The sequence below is a fragment of the Nocardioides gilvus genome (assembly GCF_003194605.1).
Taxonomy (GTDB): domain Bacteria; phylum Actinomycetota; class Actinomycetes; order Propionibacteriales; family Nocardioidaceae; genus Nocardioides; species Nocardioides gilvus.
The window spans coordinates 360,620-381,861 of sequence record NZ_QHKY01000003.1 but is presented as its reverse complement, the minus strand read 5'-3'; the positions used below and the strand labels follow the sequence as shown (position 1 = coordinate 381,861).

Below are 21,242 nucleotides of genomic sequence, written 5' to 3'. Positions count from 1 at the left end.
CTCAGGCGGCGTTGAGGGTGGCCGCGACCAGGACGGCCCACCACAGCTGTCCCATTCCGGTGGCACCGAGCACCGGGATCAGCGCGGGGCCCACGGCGCCGGATCGGATCGTACGCAGCGCCGGGAGCATCCGGAGCACGAAGACCAGCGAGAGCAGGACACCCCAGTGGGTGGCAGCTGCGACGGCGACGACAGCCAGCGCAGAGGCCAGGACCAGCAGGGCGTAGAGCGCGCGGGTGCGCTCGGCGCCCAGACGCACGGCCAGGGTCCGCTTGCCGGCCTCGATGTCGGTGGGGATGTCGCGCAGGTTGTTGGTGACCAGCACCGCACAGGCCAGCGCCCCGATGCCGACGCCGGCGTAGAGCGCCGGCCACTCCCAGGTCTCGGTCTGGACCCAGGTGGTGCCGATGACGGCGACCAGTCCGAAGAAGACGAAGACCATCACCTCGCCCAGGCCGAGGTAGCCGTACGGCTTCTTGCCCCCGGTGTAGAACCACGCGGCGACGATGCAGACCACGCCGACCAGGACGAGCCACCACGACGTGGTGAGGGCCAGGGCGAGCCCGGCGACCGCAGCGACCCCGAAGGCCAGGAAGGCTGCCCGCTTCACCGCGGCCGGGGTGGCGCGCCCCGATCCGACCAGACGCATCGGACCGACCCGGTCGGCGTCGGTCCCGCGGATCCCGTCGGAGTAGTCGTTGGCGTAGTTGACCGCCACCTGGAGGGCCAGGCTGACCACCAGGGCCAGCAGAGCCTTCCAGCCCACCATCGAGTCGACGTACGCCGCCACGCCGGTGCCAGCCAGGACCGGGGCGATCGCGGCGGGCAGGGTGCGGGGGCGGGCGCCAGCGATCCAGTCGGCCGTCGTTGCGTTGCTCACCGGGTGATTCAAGCAGGTGGGTGGGGTGGGTCCGGCGCCGGTCGCGACGTGGGCTCCACGGACGTGGCGCCCGCTACTGTGTGGCCATGCACGCTGAGTTCCGTCGTCGGGTGCTCCTCGTCGTGTTCGCCATCTTCCTGGTCCCGATCGTGATCGCTGCGGCACTGCTCCTGGCACCGGACGAGGAGCAGACGCCCAGCAGCACGTGGCTCGACTGCATCCCCTTCGAGCGCCCGAAGACCGTCGAGGACATCAACGACTTCGTGGTCGACGCCCGCGGCACGCCGGGCTTCGTCGGCGGCGACGTCGGCGCGAGCACCCAGCTCTCCGACGGTCGCAACCTCTGGGTCTTCGGGGACACTCTGCGTCCGCCCGACGAGCCCGGGCCGACGATGGTCCGCAACTCGATGCTGCTGACCGGCAACGGGTGCGCCTCGGTGTACCGACCCGCTGACAACGGCGCCGCCATCCCTGACCGCGAGGACGGGGTCGGCTACTGGCCCACCTCCGTCAACGCCATACCGCGCGCGGACGGGGTGGACCGGATCGCGGTCGGCCTGATGCGGGTGCGGACCACCGGATCGGGCATGTGGGACTTCGAGATCGTGGGTTCGTCCGTGGCCAGGTTCGAGGTGGCCGCCAACGACGTCCCGGAGTTGATCGGGGTCAGGGACCTCGACGCCGACGACGCCTCGATGGGTGAGCCGCTGTGGGGCGCCGCGACCGCCGTCGACGGGGAGCGGGTCTACGTCTACGGCACCGCCAACCCCGGCGAACCGTACGTCTTCGGCTACTCCCTGCAGGTGGCACGCACCACCGTGGACGAGTACCTGGACATGACCTCGTGGGAGTACTGGGACGGCACCACCTGGAGCCGTGACCCCGAGAGCGCATTGAGTCTCGTCCCGGCGGCCGAGGGGGTCTCGCGGGTGCTGAGCGTCTTCGAGCAGAACGGCTCGTGGTACGCGGTGAGCAAGCGCCTCGACTTCGTGGGCAACGACCTGGTGATCTGGAAGGCGCCCGCGCCCGAAGGGCCGTTCGTGCCGAGCCCGCCGGTGGCCCAGATCCCCACCGACGACAAGTTCCTCCAGTACATGCCCCTGGCCCATCCTGAGCTGCTCCCAGAGAACGGCAGCGTGGTGGTCAGTTGGAGCGTCAACGCGATGCACCCGAAGACGTTGGAGGACGACCCGTCGCTCTACCGTCCGCGGTTCCTGCGGGTCCCCCTTCCCTGAGTCCTGCCTGCTCACCCCGCAGCGCCGCGGCCGACCTGCGAGCAACTAGCGTGAGGGGCGTGGAACTCCTGCGCCCGTCCGACGACCCGTCACTCGCCGTGGCACAACTGCGGGCGTGGCTCGACGCCGAGGAGCCCGCTCACCTGCTGATCGAGACCTCCGGCTCGACCGGTCAACCCAAGCGCGTCGTCCTGACCCGGGAGGCAGTCCTGGCGTCCGTCGCGGCCTCTGCGCGTCGCCTGGGCGGTCACTGCGCTGCTCACGGTGCCAACGGTGGTCGCTGGGCTCTCGTGCTGCCCTCCTCGTACGTCGCCGGGGTGCAGGTGATCGTGCGCTCGCTCGTCGCGGGCCACGACCCCGTCCTCGGTGCCTGGAGCGATGAGCGTGGCGCGGCCGAGTTCACGTCGCTAGTGCCCACCCAACTGCACCGGCTCATGGGCTCTCCCGATGACGTCGCCGCGCTGGCCGCCATGCAGGCTGTCCTCCTCGGTGGCGGCCCGATCGATCCCGCGTTGCGGGACCGCGCGGAGGCCGCCGGCATCCGGGTCGTCGCGACGTACGGCGCCTCCGAGACGGCCGGCGGCTGCGTCTACGACGGCGTCCCGTTGGACGGTGTGGCGCTGAGCCTCGCCGCCGACGGTCGGATCCGACTCGGCGGACCGACGATCTTCGCCGGCTACGACGGTGACCCCGAGTTGACTGCCGAGACCTTGGTCGACGGCTGGTACGTGACCGCGGACGCCGGCCGGCTCGACGAGGACGGTCACCTGCAGGTGCTCGGGCGCCTTGACGACGTGGTGGTCAGCGGCGGGGTCAACGTGCCGCTGCCGGCAGTGGCCGCCCGACTCCGTCAGCACCCGGCGCTCGACCAGGTCGAGGTCGTCGGGGTCGAGAGCCAGGAGTGGGGCCACGAGGTCGTCGCGCTCGTCACCGCTGACTCCGCCCAAGCCGTCCCAGCGACCGCTGAGTTGCGCGACTGGGTGGCCGCCCAGCACCCGCGGGCCTGGGCCCCGCGACGCGTGGTGCGCCTCGACGCGATGCCGCTGCTGGCCAACGGCAAGGTCGACCGCCAAGCACTCCGGGAGTTGGCCCAGAAGGCGGACACCGGAGCGGACACCCGCGCAGACCACCGGGCGGGGGAGCGACGATGACGCGGACGTACGTCTGGTCCGTGCCGCTGCGCACCCGCTTCCGCGGGATCACCGTGCGCGAAGGCGTCCTGCTTCGTGGCGCGGCCGGGTGGGGCGAGTGGAGCCCCTTTCTGGAGTACCCACCCGAGGTCGCCGAGCCCTGGTTGCGCTGCGCTCTGGAGGCTGCTGACGGCGACTGGCCCGCCCCCGTACGTGACCGGGTCCCGGTCAACGTCACCGTCCCGGCCGTCGACGCCGCACGCGCCCACGCCATCGTGACGGCCGGTGGCTGCACGACCGCCAAGGTCAAGATCGCCGAGCGCGGTCAGACGCTGGCCGACGACATCGCCCGGGTCGAGGCGGTGCGTGACGCGCTCGGCCCGGACGGAAAGGTCCGCGTCGACGTCAACGGTGGGTGGTCGGTCGACGAGGCGGTCGCCGCCATCGCGGTGCTCGACCGGGCGGCCGGCGGGCTGGAGTACGTCGAGCAGCCCTGCGCCGAGGTCGAGGACCTGGCCCGCGTACGTCGTCGGGTCGACGTCCCGATCGCGGCTGACGAGTCGATCCGCCGAGCCGAGGACCCCTACCGGGTGCGCGACCTCGAGGCCGCCGACATCGCGGTGCTCAAGGTGCAGCCGCTGGGTGGCGTCCGAGCCTGCCTGCGGATCGCCGAGGAGATCGGTCTGCCCGTCGTCGTCTCGTCGGCGTTGGAGAGCAGCGTCGGGATCGCCGCCGGAGTCGCCTTGGCGGCCGCTCTGCCCACGCTCGAGCACGCCTGCGGTCTCGCCACCGTGCAACTCTTCACCGACGACCTGGTCCTCGACTCCCTGCTCCCGGTCGACGGGCACCTGCCGGTGCGGCCCGTCGCGGTGGACGAGGCGGCGCTCGCCCGGCTCGCTGCGGCCCCCGACCGGATCGCACATTGGGAGGGCAGGCTCGCCGAGGTCGAGGCGCTGCGGCAGGATCGTTGCCTGTGAACGACTCCACGCACCTGGCACGGCAGGTCGTGCAGGCCCTGCTGGACGAGGGTGTGCGCGACGCCGTGCTCTCGCCCGGCTCTCGCAACGCACCCCTGTCGTTCGCCCTCCTCGACGCCGAACGAGCAGGACTGCTGCGGTTGCACACCCGGATCGACGAGCGCAGTGGCGCCTTCCTGGCGCTCGGCCTGGCGCGTACGTCGTCGCGCCCCGTCGTCGTCTCCTGCACGTCCGGCACAGCGGTGGCCAACCTGGCGCCGGCCGCGCTCGAGGCCCACCACAGCGGGGTGCCGCTCATCGCCGTCACCGCTGACCGCCCGGCACGGCTGCGCGGGACCAGCGCCAACCAGACGACCGACCAGGTCGGCCTGCTGCCGCGGTCGTTGGGCGGGGACATCGCGTCCGGGCAGGATGCCGCGTCCGTGGTCGCGGCGCTGCTCGCCACCGGCGGGCCGGTCCACCTGAACGTCCAGTTCGACGACCCGTTGATGCCCGAGGACCGTTGGGAGCCGCGGCCCCCTGCGGAGGCCTACGTCGCGCCCGGTGCCGCCGAGCAGTCGCTGACCGGTTCGGCACCTCTGCCGCAGGGGCCGCGTACGGTCGTGGTCGCCGGCGACAGCGCAGGTCCGGCCGCCCGGGTGCTCGCCGAGCAGGGTGGGTGGCCGCTGTTGGCCGAGCCCAGCTCGGGGGCCCGCTCGGGTGCCCATGCAGTGGGTCCCTATCGACTGCTCCTCGACGGACACCTGGGCCGACGCATCGAACGGGTCGTGCTGCTGGGCCACCCCACGTTGACCCGTCCGGTCACCCAACTCCTGTCCCGCGACGACGTGGAGGTCGTGGACATCGACCCGCTGGGTCGCTGGGCCCGGCGCCCGTTCCCGGTGGCCCGTACGCTCCAGGTCGCTCACGCCGAGCCCCCGTCGGGGCCTGCAGAGGTCTCCGCGGGCGCCGAGTGGCTCGCCCAGTGGCAGGACGCAGGTCGCGCCCTGACCGGTCACGTCGCCGAGCTGTTGGGTTCGGTCCCTGAGCTCACTGCCCAGGAGGTGGCCGGTGCCGTGGCGCGAGCCGTCGACGGTGACGGCCTGCTCTTCGTCGGGCCGTCCAGCCCGGTGCGTGACCTCGACCTGATGATGACGCCCCGAGCGACCCCGGGGCTGCCCCTGGTGCTCGCCAACCGTGGACTGGCCGGGATCGACGGGGTGGTGAGCAGCGCGATCGGCGCGGCCCTCGGTCGTACGCACGCGGGGTTGAGCGACACGAGGGCCATCGCGCTGATGGGCGACGTGACCTTCCTGCACGACGCGAACGGCCTGGTCATCGGGCCGGCTGAGACCACCCCTGACCTCACCGTCGTGGTGGTCAACGACGACGGCGGATCGATCTTCTCCCTGCTCGAGCAGGGGGCCGATGACCACGTCCACGCCTTCGAGCGGCTCTTCGGCACTCCGCACGGCGTCGACATCGCCTCGCTCTGCGCCGCCACCCGTACGCCGCACTGGCGCGTGGAGTCACTGGCCGAGCTCGAGCACGCCCTGGCGCAACCGGCTGGGGGTCTTGAGGTCATCGAGGTGAAGGTCCGTCGCGACACCCGCCGCGAAATGGACGAACGGATCAGGGACCTGCGTCCCTGACCCGTTCGGGTGTGGCGTGTGAGTGGTCGATCAGCTCACTTGCCGGTCTCCCAGACGCGCATCCAGTCGACGTGCATGTGCTGGGGCAACTTCTTGTCGCCGCCCAGGCTCTTCAGCTCGTAGTCGGAGGAGAGCAGCGAGAGGATCGCGTACTGCGGCTGGCCGGAGACGCCGGCCTTGCTGCGCCAGGTCTCCTGGCCGTCGATCCGCATGATGTACTCCGTCGGCGTCCACTCGACCGAGAAGACGTGGTAGCCGCTGCTCCACGAGTCCTTCTTGCCGTTGAGCAGCTGGTTGGTGTTCTTGAGCCAGTTGCCCGTCTTCACCGGCACGGGCTTACCGCCCCGGTTCTTCCAGTGGTAGGTGAAGGAGGTGAGGCCGAGGGCACCCTTGGGGCCGGAGGCCTGGCCGAACGACTCGATGATGTCGATCTCGGCACCGGTGAGCCTCGGGTTCACCGAGTTGGCGACACGGGTCTGGGGCTGGAGCCAGAAGGCGCCGTGCTGGCCGCGGTCCTTGGGGAACTTGATGCGGGCCGCAGCGACGCCGTACTTGAAGCTGAACTTGTTCTCGGTGCCGATGTGACCGTTGAGGCGGTAGTCGTACTTGCCGATCGACTTGCCGCCGCGCCTGGCAGTGCACTTCTTCTTGCCCTTGGACTTGTCCTTGATGACGCTCAACCGCACGGCGCCGCCGGAGACCTTGACGGCCTTGGCGCTTCCGCGGGAGCACACTCGCAGACCCTCGGGGTTGTAGGTCCCCCCGCGGTGGATCCACTTGCTGGAGAGCTTGCGGCCGCTGAAGGTCTCGGAGAACGTCGGCTTCAGCCACTTCGCCGTCGAGGCGCTCTTGGAGACGCGGCCGCCGACCTTGACCCGGTAGGTAGCGGCCTTGCCGCCGCGCTTGGCGCTGGCCTTGAAGACGTGCTTGCCGTTCTTCGCGGTGGCGGCAGCGGCGACGTTCTTCCACTTCTTGCCGGACTTCGCCTGGAGGGTGACGACGGTACGACGCCTCGGCGCGACGCTCACGCTGACCACGGCCTTCGCCGAGGTGGGCGAGGTGGCCTTCTTGCCGGGCTGCGAAATCTGGGGCAGGACCGTCGCGGTGACCTTGCTCGCCTTCTTGGCGCCCTTGATCTTCTGCGCACGCTTGGCGATGACCGTCGAGGCGGAGACCGTGGCGATGGCCGCGGTGTTGTCCGACGTCTTGGTGGTCTCGGTGGACTCCGAACCGGTGCTGCAGGCCTGCAGCACTCCGGCGGAGATGAGAATGGTGGCCGCGATGGCCGTGATGCGTCGACCGCGCATGACTGGCGGTCCCCCCTTCAGGTACGGATGAGTCGTGCAAGGTTAACGAAGATCGGCGAAGAACTTGGTTGAACACGGAAGTGGAATGCCGCACTAGACTCAGCGGGCATGAGGATCACCAAGTTTGGCCATGCCTGTGTCCGCATCGAGCACGACGGATCGACCCTGGTCCTGGACCCCGGAGGGTTGACCGGTCCGGAGTCGGTCGAGGGAGCCGACACCGTGCTCATCACCCACGAGCACTTCGACCACTACAGCGCCGACAATCTGCGCGCCTGCGACGCCGCCATCTACACGATCGAGGCGGTCGCGGCGCAGATCCGCGCGGACGCCCCCGACCTGGCGGAGCGACTCACCGTCGTGCAGCCGGGCGACGAGTTCACCGCTGGTCTGCCGGTCCGGGTCGTCGGCGAGGACCACGCGATCATCCACCCCGACATCCCGCGCATCCACAACAGTGGCTACGTCCTGACCGTGGGCGAGAAGAAGATCTACCACCCCGGAGACGCCCTGCTGGCGCCCGGCGAGGCGGTCGACCTGCTGCTCGCGCCCGCTTCGGCCCCCTGGCTCAAGCTGAGCGAGGCCGTCGACTTCGTCCGCGAGGTCGGAGCCGAGAAGAACCTGGCGATCCACGACGCGATCTACACCGAGGTCGGTCTGGGCGTGCTCGACGGCGCGATGAAGAACCTGAACGGTCCGCGCGGGCTGGGCTGGACCCGGCTCGCCGTGGGCGAGGAGCTCTCCGGGCTCTGAGCTGCGGGGAGGGCTCCCTGATCATGGATGGGTGCGTCTAGAAATAGTCGCGGAACAAGAAGAGCAGGCCGTACCAGATGGCGTGGATCCAGATGTAGATGAGCACGCTCAGGCCAAGTACGGCGGCTACCGCCCACAGCACCCATGAGGGCCACCCGTCGAGACGTCTGGCGAAATAGATCGCTGGTACGAGCAGCACGCCCGCAACGATCACGTCCCAGTCCATGGCGCAATCCTCCGGCACGTCAGCAGTTGTGTCCCGGGATTTGTCGCGGGTTGGCGTCCTCAGTCGGCGTTGAGCGCGTCGCGTACCGGCACGAACTTGGCTTGTGACTCGGCGAGCTCGGAGGCCGGGTCAGAGCTGGCGACGATGCCGCAGCCGGCGAAGAGCCGGACGGTGTCTCCGGCGATGCTCGCGGAGCGCAGCGCGATGCCCCACTCCCCGTCCCCGCGGGCGTCGATCCAGCCGACCGGTCCGGCGTAGCGCGCCCGGTCCATCTGCTCGATCTCGCTGATCAGGGCGGTGGCGACCGCGGTGGGGGTGCCCCCGACCGCGGCGGAGGGGTGCAACGCCTCGGCCAGCCGGAGCGAGGAGACGGTCTCGGAGTCGTGCACCACCCCGTTCACGTCGGTGGCCAGGTGCATGACGTTGGGCAGGTGCAGGACGAACGGCGCCTCGGGCACGTTCATCGAGGAGCAGTGCGGCTCGAGGGCGTCGGCGACCGAACGGACCGCGTACTCGTGCTCCTCGAGGTCCTTGGAGCTGCGGGCCAGGGTCGCGGCCAGGGCGAGGTCGCGGTCGTCGGCGCCCGTACGCCGGATGGTGCCGGCGAGCACCCGCGAGGTGACGAGGCCGCGCTCGCGCCGCAGCAACATCTCTGGCGTCGCCCCGAACATGCCGTCGACGTGGAAGGTCCAACAGGTCGGGTAGTGCGCGGCCAGGCGGGAGAGCGGCCACCGTACGTCGATCTCGGCGTCCGCCGTCGCGATCAGGTCGCGGGCCAGCACGACCTTCTCCAGGTCACCGGCCTCGATCCGGGCCACGGCATCGGCGACGGCGCCCATCCAGGCCTCGCCGTCCAGGGCGCCGTCCGAGAAGACGACCCCGGAAGGGGGTGCGACGGGGGAGACGTCGACAGCGGTTTCGGCGGGTGTGGTGCCGTGCGCCTCGCCATCAACACGGGCCGAGGTGACGGTCGTACGCCACGCCACCTGCCCGCGACGGCCGACGATGACCCGGGGGAGCGTGAGCACGGAGTCGCCGGGACGGTCAGCGAAGGCGAAGGAGCCGAAGGCCACCAGCCCGGTGCCGGGCTCGCCGACCTCGTCGTGCACCTCCGCGTTGGCCACCACCTCGGCCCACCACTTGTCGGCGTCGCTGAAGCGGGTCGCCCCGTCCGTACGCAGCATCGCGGCGGTGCCCCAGCCCACGAGACCCTCACCGTTGCGGAGCCAGGTGACCGGCGCCTCGCCTGGCACCAGCGCCATCAGGTCGGTGACCTCGTCAACGTCGATCCGCACCGTGTGTGCCACGAAGGCGGCAGGCGGCGTCGACGTGGGGTGAGGAGCTGTCACGCCCGTCAGAGTACGCCGATCGGCGGCAGCCCCCGCTCACCGGTTCACCCTCAGGTTTCACCCTCACGTTTCACCCTCGCCGGGGCGACCTGCGTAGGCTCCCTGCGTGGCCCGTGCAGAACTCGACAAGCAGCCGACCGACGTCCGACGCATGTTCGACGCCGTGGCGAAGCGGTACGACATCACCAACACCGTCCTCTCCGGCGGTCAGGACGCGATGTGGCGCCGTGAGACCTTCGCGGCCGTGGACCCGAGTCCGGGTGACCGGGTCCTCGACCTCGCCGCGGGCACCGGGGTCTCCTCGGTGCAGTTCGCCGAGGCCGGCGCCGAGGTCGTGCCGTGCGACTTCTCGGTCGGGATGCTCCAGGCCGGCAAGGCCAAGCGACCGCACCTGTCCTTCGTCGCCGGTGACGGCACCCAGTTGCCGTTCAAGGACGACACCTTCGACGCGGTGACCATCTCGTACGGCCTGCGCAACATCGTCGACCCCGTCGCGGGGCTGCGAGAGATGCGCCGCGTCACCCGACCGGGCGGGCGGATCGTGGTCGCTGAGTTCAGCCACCCCACCTGGAAGCCGTTCCGCACCCTCTATCTCGAGTACCTGATGAAGGCGCTGCCCGCGATCTCGCGCGCCGTCTCGTCGAGCCCGGACGCCTACGTCTACCTGGCCGAGTCGATCCGGGCCTGGCCGGACCAGGAGGGGCTGGCTGCGTTGATGGCCGACGCCGGCTGGCGCTCGCCGGAGTACCGCAACCTCACCGGAGGCATCGTCGCGCTCCACCGCGCGACTGCCTGAGCTCCCCGTCTGGCGTCCCTGGGCACCCTCTGCCCACGCGCCCTTCTGCCCCGACCTGGGGTGACATCCTCGTCGATCTATTTGGCAAGCAAATCGTGCGCTAAATGGGCGGTGCGAGGGACCTTTCGCGTTTGCCGGGGGTCGGCGTGACGGAGACGCAGATCACGCCTAGACTGGCCCGAGACCGTTAGTGAACGTTTTCACAAGCACTCAATGTGGTGGCGCAACTCACGACGGGAACGGCTAAGGAAGGGAAGAGCAGGATGGAGCTCTACACGCCGGTACTGGCGCTGGTCATCCTCGCGGCGGGCTTCGCGGTCGTCTCGATCGTGATGGCTGCGATCATCGGCCCCAAGCGCTACAACCGCGTCAAGCTGGACTCCTACGAGTGCGGCATCCAGCCCACCCCCCAGCCGGTCGGCGGTGGTCGCTTCCCGGTGAAGTACTACACCGTGGCGATGACCTTCATCATCTTCGACGTCGAGATCATGTTCCTCGTCCCGTGGGCCATCCACTTCGACGAGTTGGCCTGGTTCGGTGTCGCCGCCGTCGTGCTCTTCCTCTTCAACATCACACTCGCCTACGCCTACGAATGGCGCCGCGGCGGATTGGACTGGGACTAAGTCATGGGCGTAGAAGACAAGCTCCCCAGTGGAGTGCTGCTGACCACCGTCGAGGGTCTCGCGGGCTACATGCGCAAGGCCTCCTTCTGGCCCGCCACCTTCGGCCTCGCCTGCTGCGCGATCGAGATGATGACCTCGGGCGGTCCGAAGTATGACACCGGCCGCTTCGGCATGGAGGTCTTCCGGGCCAGCCCGCGCCAGGCTGACCTGATGATCGTGGCCGGTCGGGTGAGCCAGAAGATGGCTCCCGTCCTGCGCCAGATCTACGACCAGATGCCCGAGCCCAAGTGGGTGCTCTCGATGGGCGTCTGCGCCAGCTCCGGCGGCATGTTCAACAACTACGCGATCGTCCAGGGCGTCGACCACGTGGTCCCCGTCGACATGTACCTGCCGGGCTGTCCGCCGCGGCCCGAGATGCTGATCGACGCGATCCTCAAGCTCCAGAAAAAGGTCCAGAGCACCAAGATGGGCGTGAACCGACTGGCCGAGATCGAGGACAACGAGAACGTTGCGCTCAACGCCCTGCCCACGTCAGCCATGAGGGGGCAGCTGCGATGACGCCGAACGAGCCCAACGCCGGAGGGCGCGCGAGCGACCGGGGGAAGGAGTCGGGCAAGGCCGCCCAGACCACTCCCAGCGAGCCCGGCAAGGGTCGTCCCGACAGCGAGGACGAGACCCCCGACGCGGGCAAGCAGCAGGAGAGCCACACCCGCGAGGACCTGGTCGTCTCCACCGACACGACCAAGACCTTCGACCGCGCGGTCGGCACCCGCCAGGGCATGTTCGGGGTCGCCGGCACCGGTGACGTCTCGGGCTTCGGTGGCCTCAGCGCCCCGGTCGTCGTGCCGGGCGCGAGCTCACGGCCGTACGGCGGTTGGTTCGACGAGACCGCTGACGTGCTCACCGAGCGGCTCGCCGCCGACGGTCTGGAGCAGGCCGTGGAGAGCGTCGTCGTCGACAAGGGCGAGATCACCTTCCACGTGCGCCGCGAGGACGTGACCGCAGTGATGAGCGTGCTGCGCAACGACGAGAAGTTGCGCTTCGAGTTCCTCTCCTCGGTCTCCGGGGTCAACTACCCCGCCGACCAGGGCCGCGAGATGCACGTCGTCTACCAGCTGCTCTCGATGAGCTACAACCGACGGATCCGCGTCGAGGTCACCGCCCCCGAGGCCGACCCGCACGTGCCGACCGTGGTCCCGCTCTACCCGACCGCTGACTGGCAGGAGCGGGAGGCGTGGGACATGTTCGGGATCATCTTCGACGGTCACCCGTCGCTGACCCGGATCCTGATGCCCGACGACTGGCCGGGCCACCCGCAGCGCAAGGACTACCCCCTGGGCGGGATCCCCGTCGAGTACAAGGGCGCCACCGTGCCGCCCCCGGACCAGCGGAGGTCGTACAACTGATGGCCACGAACAACAACGAGGACTTTTACGCCTCGCCCTCCGAGACGAGCCAGGGGCGGGTCTTCAACGTCAGCGGCCAGGACTGGGAGTCGATCACCGACGACCTCGGCGACTCGATCCAGGAGCGGATCGTCGTCAACATGGGTCCGCAGCACCCCTCGACGCACGGCGTGCTCCGACTGATCCTCGAGCTCGAGGGCGAGACGGTCACCGAGGCCCGCTGTGGCATCGGCTACCTGCACACCGGCATCGAGAAGAACATGGAGTACCGCTCCTGGGTCCAGGGAGTCACCTTCTGCACCCGGATGGACTACCTCTCCCCGTTCTTCAACGAGGCGACGTACGTCCTGGGCACCGAGCGACTCCTCGGCATCGAGGACGACATCCCCGAGAAGGCCCAGGTCATGCGGGTCCTGCTCATGGAGCTGAACCGGATCTCCTCGCACCTCGTCGCCGTCGCGACCGGTGGCATGGAGATCGGCGCGCTCACCGTGATGACGATGGGCTTCCGCGAGCGTGAGCTCGTGCTCGACCTATTCGAGACCATCACCGGTCTGCGGATGAACCACGCGTTCATCCGCCCCGGTGGCGTCGCCCAGGACCTGCCCGCGGGTGCGCTCGACGACATCCGCGCCTTCATCGCCCTGATGAAGAAGCGGCTGCCGGAGTACGCCGACATGTGCAACGCCAACCCGATCTTCCGGGGGCGACTCGTCGACGTGGGCCACCTCGACCTGGCCGGTTGCCTCGCGCTCGGCATCACCGGTCCGCCGCTGCGGGCCACCGGCTACGGCTGGGACCTGCGCAAGAGCGAGCCCTACTCGGGCTACGAGACCTACGACTTCGACGTCCAGACCTGGGACACCGCGGATGCCTACGGACGTTTCCGCGTGCGCCTCAACGAGATGCAGGAGTCGCTGCGGATCGTCGAGCAGGCGGCCGACCGACTCGCCAACCTCGAGGGCGCGCCCGTCATGGTCGCCGACAAGAAGATCGCCTGGCCCAGCCAGCTGGCGATCGGCTCCGACGGCATGGGCAACAGCCTCGACCACATCCGCCACATCATGGGTGAGTCGATGGAGAGCCTGATCCACCACTTCAAGCTTGTCACCGAGGGCTTCCGGGTCCCGGCCGGGCAGGCGTACGTGCCGGTGGAGAGCCCCCGCGGCGAGATGGGTGCCCACGTCGTCTCCGACGGCGGTACGCGCCCCTTCCGCGTCCACTTCCGTGACCCCTCGTTCGTCAACCTGCAGGGCACCAGCGTGATGGCCGAGGGCGGCATGATCTCCGACATCGTGGTGGCCATCGCTTCCATCGACCCCGTGATGGGCGGTGTGGACCGGTGATGAACCCGACAGAGCCGAGCGAGGGACGAGCGAGCGACCGAGGGGTCCAGAAGCACGTGTTGAACCGAATCGACGACAAGACCGTGGGCGAGCTGCGCGAGATCGCGGCCCGCTACCCCCACAAGCGCTCCGGGCTGCTGCCGATGCTCCACCTGGTGCAGTCGGCCCAGGGTCGGATCACCCCCGAGGGGATCGAGACCTGCGCCGAGATCCTCGAGCTCACCTCGGCCGAGGTCAGCGGTGTCGCGACCTTCTACACGATGTACAAGCGCCGCCCCGTCGGTGACTTCCACGTCGGCGTCTGCGTCAACACGCTGTGCGCGGTGATGGGGGGCGACGAGATCTACGACCGCCTCTCCGAGCACCTCGGCTGCGGCAACGACGAGACCGCCGAACGCCGCGAGGGCGACACCGCGACCGTCTCGCTGGAGCGCATCGAGTGCAACGCGGCCTGCGACTACGCACCCGTCGCGATGGTCAACTGGGAGTTCATGGACAACCAGACGCCGCAGTCGGCGAAGGACCTGGTCGACGACCTGCGCGCCGGCAAGGAGGTCCACTCCACGCGTGGTCCCAGGCTGGTCACGTGGCGCGAGGCCGAGCGAGTCATCGCCGGCTTCAACGACGACCTGGCCAACGAAGGACCCTCCGCCGGCCCGGCCTCCCTGGTCGGTCGCAACATCGCGCGTGAGCGCGGCTGGACCGCCCCCGGCGTCCCGGCTTCTAACGAGCAGAAGGGGGAGGGCGAGTGAGCGACATGCTGACGCCGGTCCTCACCGACAACTGGGGCGACGAGCGCTCCTGGACCATCGAGGCGTACGAGGCCCAGGGTGGCTACCGAGCCCTGAGCAAGGCGCTGGCGATGAGCCAGGACGACGTGATCGCCGCCGTCAAGGACTCCGGCCTGCGCGGCCGTGGCGGTGCGGGCTTCCCGACCGGCATGAAGTGGGGCTTCATCCCGCAGGACAACCCGAACCCGAAGTACCTCGTGGTCAACGCCGACGAGTCGGAGCCGGGCACGTGCAAGGACATCCCGCTGATGATGGCCAGCCCGCACACCCTGATCGAGGGCGTGATCATCTCCGCCTATGCGATCCGGGCCAACCACGCCTTCATCTACGTGCGCGGCGAGGTGCTGCACGTGATCCGTCGCCTCCAGCACGCGGTGAAGGAGGCCTACCTGGCCGGTCACCTCGGCAAGAACATCCACGGCTCCGGTCACGACCTCGAGCTCGTCGTGCACGCCGGCGCCGGCGCGTACATCTGTGGCGAGGAGACCGCGCTGCTCGACTCCTTGGAGGGTCGCCGCGGTCAGCCGCGGCTGCGCCCGCCGTTCCCCGCGGTCGCCGGCCTCTACGCCAGCCCGACGGTGATCAACAACGTCGAGTCGATCGCGTCCGTGCCGAGCATCATCGAGCACGGCCCGGACTGGTTCTCCTCCATGGGCACCGAGCGCTCCAAGGGCTACGGCATCTTCAGCCTCTCGGGCCACGTGACCAACCCGGGCCAGTTCGAGGCCCCGCTGGGGATCACCCTGCGCGAGCTCATCGACCTGGCCGGTGGCATGCGCAATGGCCACAAGCTGAAGTTCTGGACGCCGGGCGGTTCCTCGACCGGCATCCTCACCGATGAGCACCTCGACGTGCCGCTCGACTTCGAGGCGGTCGCCGAGGCCGGCTCGATGCTCGGGACCCGTGCCCTGCAGATCTTCGACGAGACCACCTGCGTGGTCCGGGCGACGCTGCGGTGGACGGAGTTCTACAAGCACGAGTCCTGCGGCAAGTGCACCCCGTGCCGCGAAGGCACGTGGTGGTTGGTGCAGTCCCTGGCCAAGTTGGAGAAGGGCGAGGGCACCGAGGCTGACCTGGACGTCGTGCTCGACCAGTGCGACAACATCCTGGGCCGCTCGTTCTGCGCGCTGGCCGACGGTGCCGTCGGGCCGATCACCTCCTCCATCCAGTACTTCCGCGACGAGTACATCGCCCACCTCACGCACGGCGGCTGCCCGCACGACCCCGCGGCCTCGACCCTCTTCGCACCCGCAGGAGCCAGCGCATGAGCACCCCAGGAAGCACCCCGAGGACCGGCGAGGTCGTGGCGACCGACCAGGTCACGCTGACCATCGACGGCATCACCACCTCGGCTCCCAAGGGCACCCTGGTGATCCGGGCCGCCGAGGAGATCGGGATCCAGATCCCGCGTTTCTGCGACCACCCGCTGCTCAAGCCGGTCGGCGCGTGCCGCCAGTGCCTGGTCGAGGTGGCGATGCCCGGGCCCAACGGCGAGCTGCGCACCATGCAGGGGCCTCCCGGTCGGATGAAGCCGCAGCCCTCCTGCACCCTGGTCGCCACCGAGGGCATGGAGGTCAAGACCCAACTGACCTCCGAGGGTGCCGACAAGGCGCAGCAGGGCCAGATGGAGTTCCTGCTGATCAACCACCCGCTCGACTGCCCGGTCTGCGACAAGGGCGGCGAGTGCCCCCTGCAGAACCAGGCCATGAGCAACGGGCGCGGTGAGTCCCGCTTCTCCGCCCAGGGGATGGTCAAGCGGACCTTCCCCAAGCCGATCAACATCTCGCCGCAGATCCTGCTCGACCGGGAGCGGTGCATCGTGTGCCAGCGCTGCACCCGCTTCGCCGACGAGATCGCCGGTGACTCCTTCATCGCGCTCGTCGAGCGTGGTGCGCGCCAGCAGATCGGCATCGGCCCCGACGCGCCGTTCCTCTCCTACTTCGCCGGCAACACCATCCAGATCTGCCCGGTGGGGGCCCTCACCAGCGAGGACTACCGCTTCCGTTCGCGGCCCTTCGACCTGGTCTCCACGCCCTCGATCGCCGAGCACGACGCCTGTGGCGCTGCGATCCGCGTCGACCACCGTCGCGGCAAGGTGATGCGTCGCCTCGCCGGCGACGACCCGGAGGTCAACGAGGAGTGGATCACCGACAAGGACCGCTTCGGCTTCTCCTACACCCGCTCCGACGAACGACTCACCTACCCGCAGGTGCGCGACGAGGAGACCGGAGAGCTGCGCCCCGCGTCGTGGCCCGAGGCCTTCGTGGTCGCGGCCCGTGGCCTGGCTGCGGCCGGGGCCAGCGGCGTACTGACCGGCGGTCGCGTCACCGCCGAGGATGCGTACGCGTACTCCAAGTTCGCCCGGGTCGCCCTCGGCACCAACGACATCGACTTCCGGGCCCGCCAGCACACGGGTGAGGAGGCCTCCTTCCTCGCCGCCCACGTGGCGATGACGGCCCCCTACACCGGTGGCGTCACCTACTCCGACCTGGAGCAGGCCGGCGTCGTCGTGCTGGCAGGGTTCGAGCCCGAGGACGAGGCCGGCACGATCTTCCTGCGCCTGCGCAAGGCGGTCATGCAGCACGGCACCCGGGTCGTCGCGGTGGCGCCGTACACGACCCGAGGTCTGCGCAAGTTGAACGGTCGCCTCGTCGCGACCGCGCCCGGTGAGGAGGGTGACGCCCTCTCCGCGCTCGCCGGCGACTCCGAGGCCGGACTCGACGCCTCCTCGGTGATCATGGTCGGCGAACGTCTCGCGACCACCCCCGGCGCGCTCGCCGCAGTCATCGACCTGGCAGCCACCACCGGTGCCCGGCTCGCCTGGGTGCCGCGTCGTGCCGGAGACCGTGGCGCGCTCGACGCGGGATGTCTGCCCAACCTGCTCCCCGGTGGCCGCCCGGTCGCCGACGCGGGAGCTCGTGTCGACGTCGCCGCTGCCTGGGGTGTCGCGCAGTTGCCGGAGACGCCCGGCCGTGACGGCAACGCGATCGTGGCCGCCCTGATGAGCGGCAAGCTCGGTGGAGTGGTGGTCGGCGGCGTCGACCCGGACGACACCCCCGACCCGGCCGCCTTCCGGGCCGCCCTGGCCGCTGCCTCGTTCGTGGTGGCGCTGGAGCAGCGGGAGACCGACGTGACCCGCGCGGCCGACGTCGTCTTCCCGGTGGCTCCGGTCACCGACAAGCCCGGCACCTTCGTCACCTGGGACGGACGGGCCCGCCAGTTCGAGGCGGTCATGACCAACCCGGCGTCCCTGCCCGATCTGCGTACGCTCTCCGGCATCGCCCAGGAGATGGGCCGCCCCCTGGGGTGGCGCACCACCGACGAGGTCCGGGCCGAGCTGCTCCAGCTCGGCGCCTGGGACGGCGCTCGCGCTCCCTTCGACGCCGGCAAGGCGCCGAAGGTCGCGAAGGCCCCCAAGCGTGGCGCGCTGCGCCTGGTCACCTGGAAGCAGCTCGTCGACGACGGCACGCTGCAGAGTGGCGACGTGCACTACCGGGCCACCGCCCGCCCTGCTGTCGTACGTCTCTCGCAGACCGACTTCGACGCCCTCGGCTCGTTTACCACCGAGGCCGCCGACGGCCGCCCGGTCGCCATGGTCACCGTCACCGGTGACCGGGGCTCGGTGACGCTCCCCGCCGAGGTCGCCGACCTGCCGGTCGGCACGGTCTGGGTCCCGGCCCGGTCCTTCGGTCGCGGTGTCCTGGCCGACCTGGCCTCGCCCGGCAGCTCAGTCGTCGTGAAGGGAGAGAAGTGACCATGGAGTCCTCACCGCTCGACGCCTTCGGGCAGGACCCGCTGTGGATCATCATCGTGAAGACGCTGCTGGTCTTCCTGGTGCTCGTCCTGCTGACCCTCTTCAACATCTGGTTCGAACGCCGCGTCGTGGCGCGCATGCAGCACCGCATCGGCCCGAACGTCAACGGCCCCTTCGGTCTGCTGCAGTCACTGGCCGACGGCGCGAAGCTGATGTTCAAGGAAGACATCATCCCCAAGGCGGCTGACAAGGTCGTCTTCCTGCTGGCGCCACTGATCATCGTGGTCCCGGCCTTCGTCACCTTCGCGGTGATTCCTTTTGGCCCCGAGGTCAACCTCTTCGGCACGATCACGCCGCTGCAGCTGACCGACATGCCGGTCGCGGTGCTCTTCGTGATGGCCATCGCCTCGATCGGCATCTACGGCATCGTGCTCGCCGGCTGGTCGTCCGGCTCGACCTACTCCCTCCTCGGTGGCCTGCGCTCGAGCGCCCAGATGATCTCCTACGAGGTCTCGATGGGGCTCTCGCTGATCGCGGTCTTCCTGTACGCCGGCTCGATGTCGACCTCGGAGATCGTCGAGGCCCAGGACACCTTCTGGTTCGGCCTGATCCTGTTCCCCTCCTTCGTGGTCTACGTGATCTCGATGGTCGGGGAGACCAACCGCGCGCCCTTCGACCTCCCCGAGGCCGAGGGCGAGCTGGTCGGCGGTTTCCACACCGAGTACTCCGGCATGAAGTTCGCGATGTTCTTCCTCGCTGAGTACATCAACATGGCGACCGTCTCCGCGCTGGCCACCACCCTCTTCCTGGGTGGCTGGAAGGCGCCGTGGGGCGTCGAGCACCTGTGGGCCGGCGCCAACGAGGGCTACTGGCCGCTGCTGTGGTTCTTCGGCAAGATGTTCTTCTTCATCTTCATGTTCATCTGGCTGCGAGGCACGCTGCCGCGTCTGCGTTATGACCAGTTCATGGCGTTGGGCTGGAAGGTCCTGATCCCGTTCTCGCTGGGTTGGGTCGTCGTGGTGGCCGTGGTCCGCGCCGCCGCGCTCGACGGTGGCTTCGACCGCCAGACCATGATGATCGGCATCGGCGTCCTCGTGGCCTGCCTGCTGGTCTTCATGTTCCTGCCCGCAGGCAAGGAGAAGCCCGGCTCCGGCCAGGTCCGCGAGATTGACGAGGGGCCGAGCACCTTCCCGGTGCCCCCGATGCCGGCTGCCGGCGCGGTCCGCGGTGCCGCCGCCCCGCTGACCTTCCTGGGTCAGGGTGACGACGACCGGACCGTACGCACGACTTCCACCCCGACTGTTGCTGAGGAGGAGATCCGATGAGTACCCCCACATCAGGTCAGGGTCATCCCGACGACGGACCCAAGAGCCTGAAGGAACAACTCTGGGACCCCGTGGCCGGATTCGGAGTCACCTTCCGGACGATGTTCCGCAAGGTGGTCACCGAGCAGTACCCGTTCGAGAAGTTGCCGACCGCACCACGCTTCCACGGACGTCACCAGCTGAACCGCTGGCCCGACGGCCTCGAGAAGTGCATCGGCTGCGAGCTGTGCGCCTGGGCCTGCCCCGCGGACGCGATCTACGTCGAGGGTGGCCAGAACAGCGACGCCCCCGGCGGCGAGCGGTTCAGCCCCGGTGAGCGTTTCGGTGCGGTCTACCAGATCAACTACGCGCGCTGCATCCTCTGCGGGCTCTGCATCGAGGCGTGCCCGACCCGGGCGCTCACGATGACCAACGAGTTCGAGCTCGCCGACGACACCCGCGAAGCGTTGATCTACGAGAAGTCCGACCTCCTCGCGCCCTTGCTCCCCGGCATGGAGCAGCCGCCCCACGCGATGCTCCTGGGCGACGACGAGAAGGACTACTACCGCGGCACCTTCACCTCCAAGGGGGACGCCCAGTGATCGCCTTCTGGATCCTGGCGCCGATCATGGTCGTCTCGGCCCTGGGCGTGCTCTTCGTGCGCAAGGCCGTGCACGCAGCGCTCCTGGTGGCGGCGTTGATGATCAGCCTCGCGGTGCTCTACCTGACGCTCGAGGCGCCCTTCCTCTTCGTGGTGCAGATCATCGTCTACACCGGCGCGATCCTGATGCTCTTCCTCTTCGTGCTGATGCTCGTCGGGGTCGACACCACGGAGTCGTTCGTCGAGACGATCCGTGGCCAGCGCGCCACGAGCATCGTCTTCGGCCTCGTCCTGGGTCTGACCCTGGTGCTGGTCGCTGGCCAGATCACCCTCGGCACCGTGGTCGGTCTCGAGGAGGCCAACTCGGGTGGCAACATCGAGGCGCTCGCCAACATCCTCTTCAGTCGCTGGGTCTTCGCCTTCGAGGCGACCGCGGCGCTGCTGATCACCGCGGCCCTCGGCGCCCTGGTCCTGGCCCACCAGGAGAAGACCGTCAAGGTCACCCAGCGCAGCCTCTCCGACCAGCGGATGCGTGACTACGCCGAGTCCGGCAAGCACCCCGGTCCGCTGCCGGCTCCCGGTGTGTACGCCCGGCACAACGCCGTCGACACCCCGGCGCTGCTGCCCGACGGCACGCCGGCACCGTCCTCCATCTCGCGGGTCCTGGTCGCTCGCGGCACCGTACGCTCGGCCCCGGCCGAGGCGGACCGCGTCGAGAAGTTCGCCCGTGAGCTGGGGGAGCCCCAGCGTCCTTCGACCGCGGAGTCCTCGATGGAGTCCAACAGCGACACGCCCGCAGCGTCCGCCGAGCCCGGCACCGAGGGGGAGCAGGCATGAGCATCACGCCCTACATCGTCCTCTCGGCGATCCTGTTCACGATCGGAGCCGTCGGAGTCCTGACCCGGCGCAACGCCATCGTCGTGTTCATGTGCGTCGAGATCATGCTGAATGCCTGCAACCTGGGCTTCGTGGCCTTCGCCCGCCAGCACGGCAACCTCGACGGTCAGATCGCCGCCTTCTTCGTGATGGTGGTCGCGGCCGCTGAGGTCGTAGTCGGACTCGCCATCATCATGACCATCTTCCGCTCACGTCGCTCGGCCTCGGTCGACGACGCGAGTCTGCTGAAGTACTGA

Annotated in this window: 21 protein-coding genes; 17 read left to right on the top strand and 4 right to left on the bottom strand. The window is 69.4% G+C overall.

Annotated features, from left to right (window positions below; all coding sequences use genetic code 11):
• Position 1: 1 nt before the first annotated feature.
• Complete coding sequence (locus DNK52_RS10740; RefSeq protein ID WP_110240978.1) at positions 2 to 880, bottom strand: 1,4-dihydroxy-2-naphthoate polyprenyltransferase; 879 nt, start codon at positions 878 to 880, stop codon at positions 2 to 4.
• An 86-nt stretch (positions 881 to 966) separates the two neighbouring features.
• Here DNK52_RS10740 and DNK52_RS10735 point away from each other — a divergent pair, with 86 nt between their 5' ends.
• Genes DNK52_RS10735 through menD form a run of 4 tightly spaced genes read left to right on the top strand, consistent with a single transcriptional unit; the run spans position 967 to position 5,853 of the window.
• The gene (locus DNK52_RS10735) at positions 967 to 2,115 is read left to right on the top strand and encodes a DUF4185 domain-containing protein (RefSeq protein WP_110240977.1); all 1,149 of its coding nucleotides are present in this window, start codon (positions 967 to 969) and stop codon (positions 2,113 to 2,115) included.
• A 59-nt stretch (positions 2,116 to 2,174) separates the two neighbouring features.
• Entirely contained in the window at positions 2,175 to 3,266 is a 1,092-nt protein-coding gene (locus DNK52_RS10730; RefSeq protein ID WP_239455499.1) for an AMP-binding protein, read from the top strand.
• Complete coding sequence (locus tag DNK52_RS10725) at positions 3,263 to 4,222, top strand: o-succinylbenzoate synthase (protein ID WP_110240976.1); 960 nt, start codon at positions 3,263 to 3,265, stop codon at positions 4,220 to 4,222. Before DNK52_RS10730 ends, DNK52_RS10725 begins: the two co-directional genes overlap by 4 nt.
• The gene (gene menD, locus DNK52_RS10720; protein ID WP_110240975.1) at positions 4,219 to 5,853 is read left to right on the top strand and encodes a 2-succinyl-5-enolpyruvyl-6-hydroxy-3-cyclohexene-1-carboxylic-acid synthase; all 1,635 of its coding nucleotides are present in this window, start codon (positions 4,219 to 4,221) and stop codon (positions 5,851 to 5,853) included. Before DNK52_RS10725 ends, menD begins: the two co-directional genes overlap by 4 nt.
• A 35-nt stretch (positions 5,854 to 5,888) precedes the next feature.
• Here menD and DNK52_RS10715 read toward each other — a convergent pair whose 3' ends face one another.
• The gene (locus DNK52_RS10715) at positions 5,889 to 7,160 is read right to left on the bottom strand and encodes a family 16 glycosylhydrolase (protein ID WP_110240974.1); all 1,272 of its coding nucleotides are present in this window, start codon (positions 7,158 to 7,160) and stop codon (positions 5,889 to 5,891) included.
• A gap of 108 nt (positions 7,161 to 7,268) precedes the next feature.
• Between DNK52_RS10715 and DNK52_RS10710 the strand changes: the two genes are divergently transcribed.
• A complete protein-coding gene (locus DNK52_RS10710) occupies positions 7,269 to 7,913 on the top strand; it encodes an MBL fold metallo-hydrolase (protein ID WP_110240973.1) in 645 nt (214 codons plus the stop codon).
• Positions 7,914 to 7,950: 37 nt separating this feature from the next.
• Here DNK52_RS10710 and DNK52_RS10705 read toward each other — a convergent pair whose 3' ends face one another.
• Positions 7,951 to 8,139: a hypothetical protein gene (locus tag DNK52_RS10705; RefSeq protein WP_110240972.1), complete on the bottom strand. Its 189-nt coding sequence runs from the start codon at positions 8,137 to 8,139 to the stop codon at positions 7,951 to 7,953.
• Positions 8,140 to 8,198: 59 nt separating this feature from the next.
• Positions 8,199 to 9,488 carry an isochorismate synthase gene (locus tag DNK52_RS10700; protein WP_239455498.1) on the bottom strand — a complete coding sequence of 430 codons (1,290 nt, stop codon included), beginning with the start codon at positions 9,486 to 9,488 and terminating at the stop codon, positions 8,199 to 8,201.
• 106 nt (positions 9,489 to 9,594) lie between these two features.
• Between DNK52_RS10700 and DNK52_RS10695 the strand changes: the two genes are divergently transcribed.
• The 12 genes from DNK52_RS10695 to nuoK all read left to right on the top strand — a co-directional run bounded on the left by DNK52_RS10695 (position 9,595) and on the right by nuoK (position 21,242).
• Positions 9,595 to 10,284, top strand: coding sequence for a demethylmenaquinone methyltransferase (locus DNK52_RS10695; protein WP_110240971.1), 690 nt, complete (start codon positions 9,595 to 9,597; stop codon positions 10,282 to 10,284).
• A gap of 263 nt (positions 10,285 to 10,547) precedes the next feature.
• Positions 10,548 to 10,907 carry an NADH-quinone oxidoreductase subunit A gene (locus tag DNK52_RS10690; RefSeq protein WP_110240970.1) on the top strand — a complete coding sequence of 120 codons (360 nt, stop codon included), beginning with the start codon at positions 10,548 to 10,550 and terminating at the stop codon, positions 10,905 to 10,907.
• A 3-nt stretch (positions 10,908 to 10,910) separates the two neighbouring features.
• A complete protein-coding gene (locus DNK52_RS10685; protein WP_110240969.1) occupies positions 10,911 to 11,465 on the top strand; it encodes a NuoB/complex I 20 kDa subunit family protein in 555 nt (184 codons plus the stop codon).
• Positions 11,462 to 12,313: an NADH-quinone oxidoreductase subunit C gene (locus DNK52_RS10680; protein WP_110240968.1), complete on the top strand. Its 852-nt coding sequence runs from the start codon at positions 11,462 to 11,464 to the stop codon at positions 12,311 to 12,313. The genes DNK52_RS10685 and DNK52_RS10680 overlap by 4 nt, the downstream gene beginning before the upstream one ends.
• Positions 12,313 to 13,659 carry an NADH-quinone oxidoreductase subunit D gene (locus DNK52_RS10675; RefSeq protein ID WP_110240967.1) on the top strand — a complete coding sequence of 449 codons (1,347 nt, stop codon included), beginning with the start codon at positions 12,313 to 12,315 and terminating at the stop codon, positions 13,657 to 13,659. Before DNK52_RS10680 ends, DNK52_RS10675 begins: the two co-directional genes overlap by 1 nt.
• A gap of 59 nt (positions 13,660 to 13,718) precedes the next feature.
• Entirely contained in the window at positions 13,719 to 14,411 is a 693-nt protein-coding gene (nuoE, locus tag DNK52_RS10670) for an NADH-quinone oxidoreductase subunit NuoE (protein WP_239455527.1), read from the top strand.
• Positions 14,408 to 15,718, top strand: coding sequence for an NADH-quinone oxidoreductase subunit NuoF (gene nuoF / locus DNK52_RS10665; protein WP_239455497.1), 1,311 nt, complete (start codon positions 14,408 to 14,410; stop codon positions 15,716 to 15,718). The genes nuoE and nuoF overlap by 4 nt, the downstream gene beginning before the upstream one ends.
• Entirely contained in the window at positions 15,715 to 18,204 is a 2,490-nt protein-coding gene (locus DNK52_RS10660; RefSeq protein ID WP_110240965.1) for an NADH-quinone oxidoreductase subunit G, read from the top strand. Before nuoF ends, DNK52_RS10660 begins: the two co-directional genes overlap by 4 nt.
• A gap of 2 nt (positions 18,205 to 18,206) precedes the next feature.
• Positions 18,207 to 19,529, top strand: a complete 1,323-nt coding sequence (gene nuoH, locus DNK52_RS10655) for an NADH-quinone oxidoreductase subunit NuoH (protein ID WP_110240964.1) — start codon at positions 18,207 to 18,209, stop codon at positions 19,527 to 19,529.
• Positions 19,526 to 20,110 (top strand): NADH-quinone oxidoreductase subunit NuoI, encoded by a 585-nt coding sequence (nuoI, locus tag DNK52_RS10650; protein ID WP_110240963.1) that lies wholly within the window; start codon positions 19,526 to 19,528, stop codon positions 20,108 to 20,110. Before nuoH ends, nuoI begins: the two co-directional genes overlap by 4 nt.
• Positions 20,107 to 20,946 carry an NADH-quinone oxidoreductase subunit J gene (locus DNK52_RS10645; RefSeq protein WP_110240962.1) on the top strand — a complete coding sequence of 280 codons (840 nt, stop codon included), beginning with the start codon at positions 20,107 to 20,109 and terminating at the stop codon, positions 20,944 to 20,946. Before nuoI ends, DNK52_RS10645 begins: the two co-directional genes overlap by 4 nt.
• Positions 20,943 to 21,242 (top strand): NADH-quinone oxidoreductase subunit NuoK, encoded by a 300-nt coding sequence (gene nuoK, locus DNK52_RS10640; RefSeq protein WP_110240961.1) that lies wholly within the window; start codon positions 20,943 to 20,945, stop codon positions 21,240 to 21,242. Before DNK52_RS10645 ends, nuoK begins: the two co-directional genes overlap by 4 nt.

What these genes read in the sequence shown, in the direction of transcription:
- DNK52_RS10735 (WP_110240977.1), top strand. Translation starts at nt 967, where the DNA reads ATGCACGCTGAGTTCCGTCGTCGGGTGCTCCTCGTCGTGTTCGCCATC.
- DNK52_RS10725 (WP_110240976.1), top strand. Translation starts at nt 3,263, where the DNA reads ATGACGCGGACGTACGTCTGGTCCGTGCCGCTGCGCACCCGCTTCCGC.
- DNK52_RS10715 (WP_110240974.1), bottom strand. Translation starts at nt 7,160, where the DNA reads ATGCGCGGTCGACGCATCACGGCCATCGCGGCCACCATTCTCATCTCC.
- DNK52_RS10710 (WP_110240973.1), top strand. Translation starts at nt 7,269, where the DNA reads ATGAGGATCACCAAGTTTGGCCATGCCTGTGTCCGCATCGAGCACGAC.
- DNK52_RS10705 (WP_110240972.1), bottom strand. Translation starts at nt 8,139, where the DNA reads ATGGACTGGGACGTGATCGTTGCGGGCGTGCTGCTCGTACCAGCGATC.
- DNK52_RS10690 (WP_110240970.1), top strand. Translation starts at nt 10,548, where the DNA reads ATGGAGCTCTACACGCCGGTACTGGCGCTGGTCATCCTCGCGGCGGGC.
- DNK52_RS10685 (WP_110240969.1), top strand. Translation starts at nt 10,911, where the DNA reads ATGGGCGTAGAAGACAAGCTCCCCAGTGGAGTGCTGCTGACCACCGTC.
- DNK52_RS10680 (WP_110240968.1), top strand. Translation starts at nt 11,462, where the DNA reads ATGACGCCGAACGAGCCCAACGCCGGAGGGCGCGCGAGCGACCGGGGG.
- DNK52_RS10675 (WP_110240967.1), top strand. Translation starts at nt 12,313, where the DNA reads ATGGCCACGAACAACAACGAGGACTTTTACGCCTCGCCCTCCGAGACG.
- DNK52_RS10660 (WP_110240965.1), top strand. Translation starts at nt 15,715, where the DNA reads ATGAGCACCCCAGGAAGCACCCCGAGGACCGGCGAGGTCGTGGCGACC.
- nuoH (WP_110240964.1), top strand. Translation starts at nt 18,207, where the DNA reads ATGGAGTCCTCACCGCTCGACGCCTTCGGGCAGGACCCGCTGTGGATC.
- nuoI (WP_110240963.1), top strand. Translation starts at nt 19,526, where the DNA reads ATGAGTACCCCCACATCAGGTCAGGGTCATCCCGACGACGGACCCAAG.
- nuoK (WP_110240961.1), top strand. Translation starts at nt 20,943, where the DNA reads ATGAGCATCACGCCCTACATCGTCCTCTCGGCGATCCTGTTCACGATC.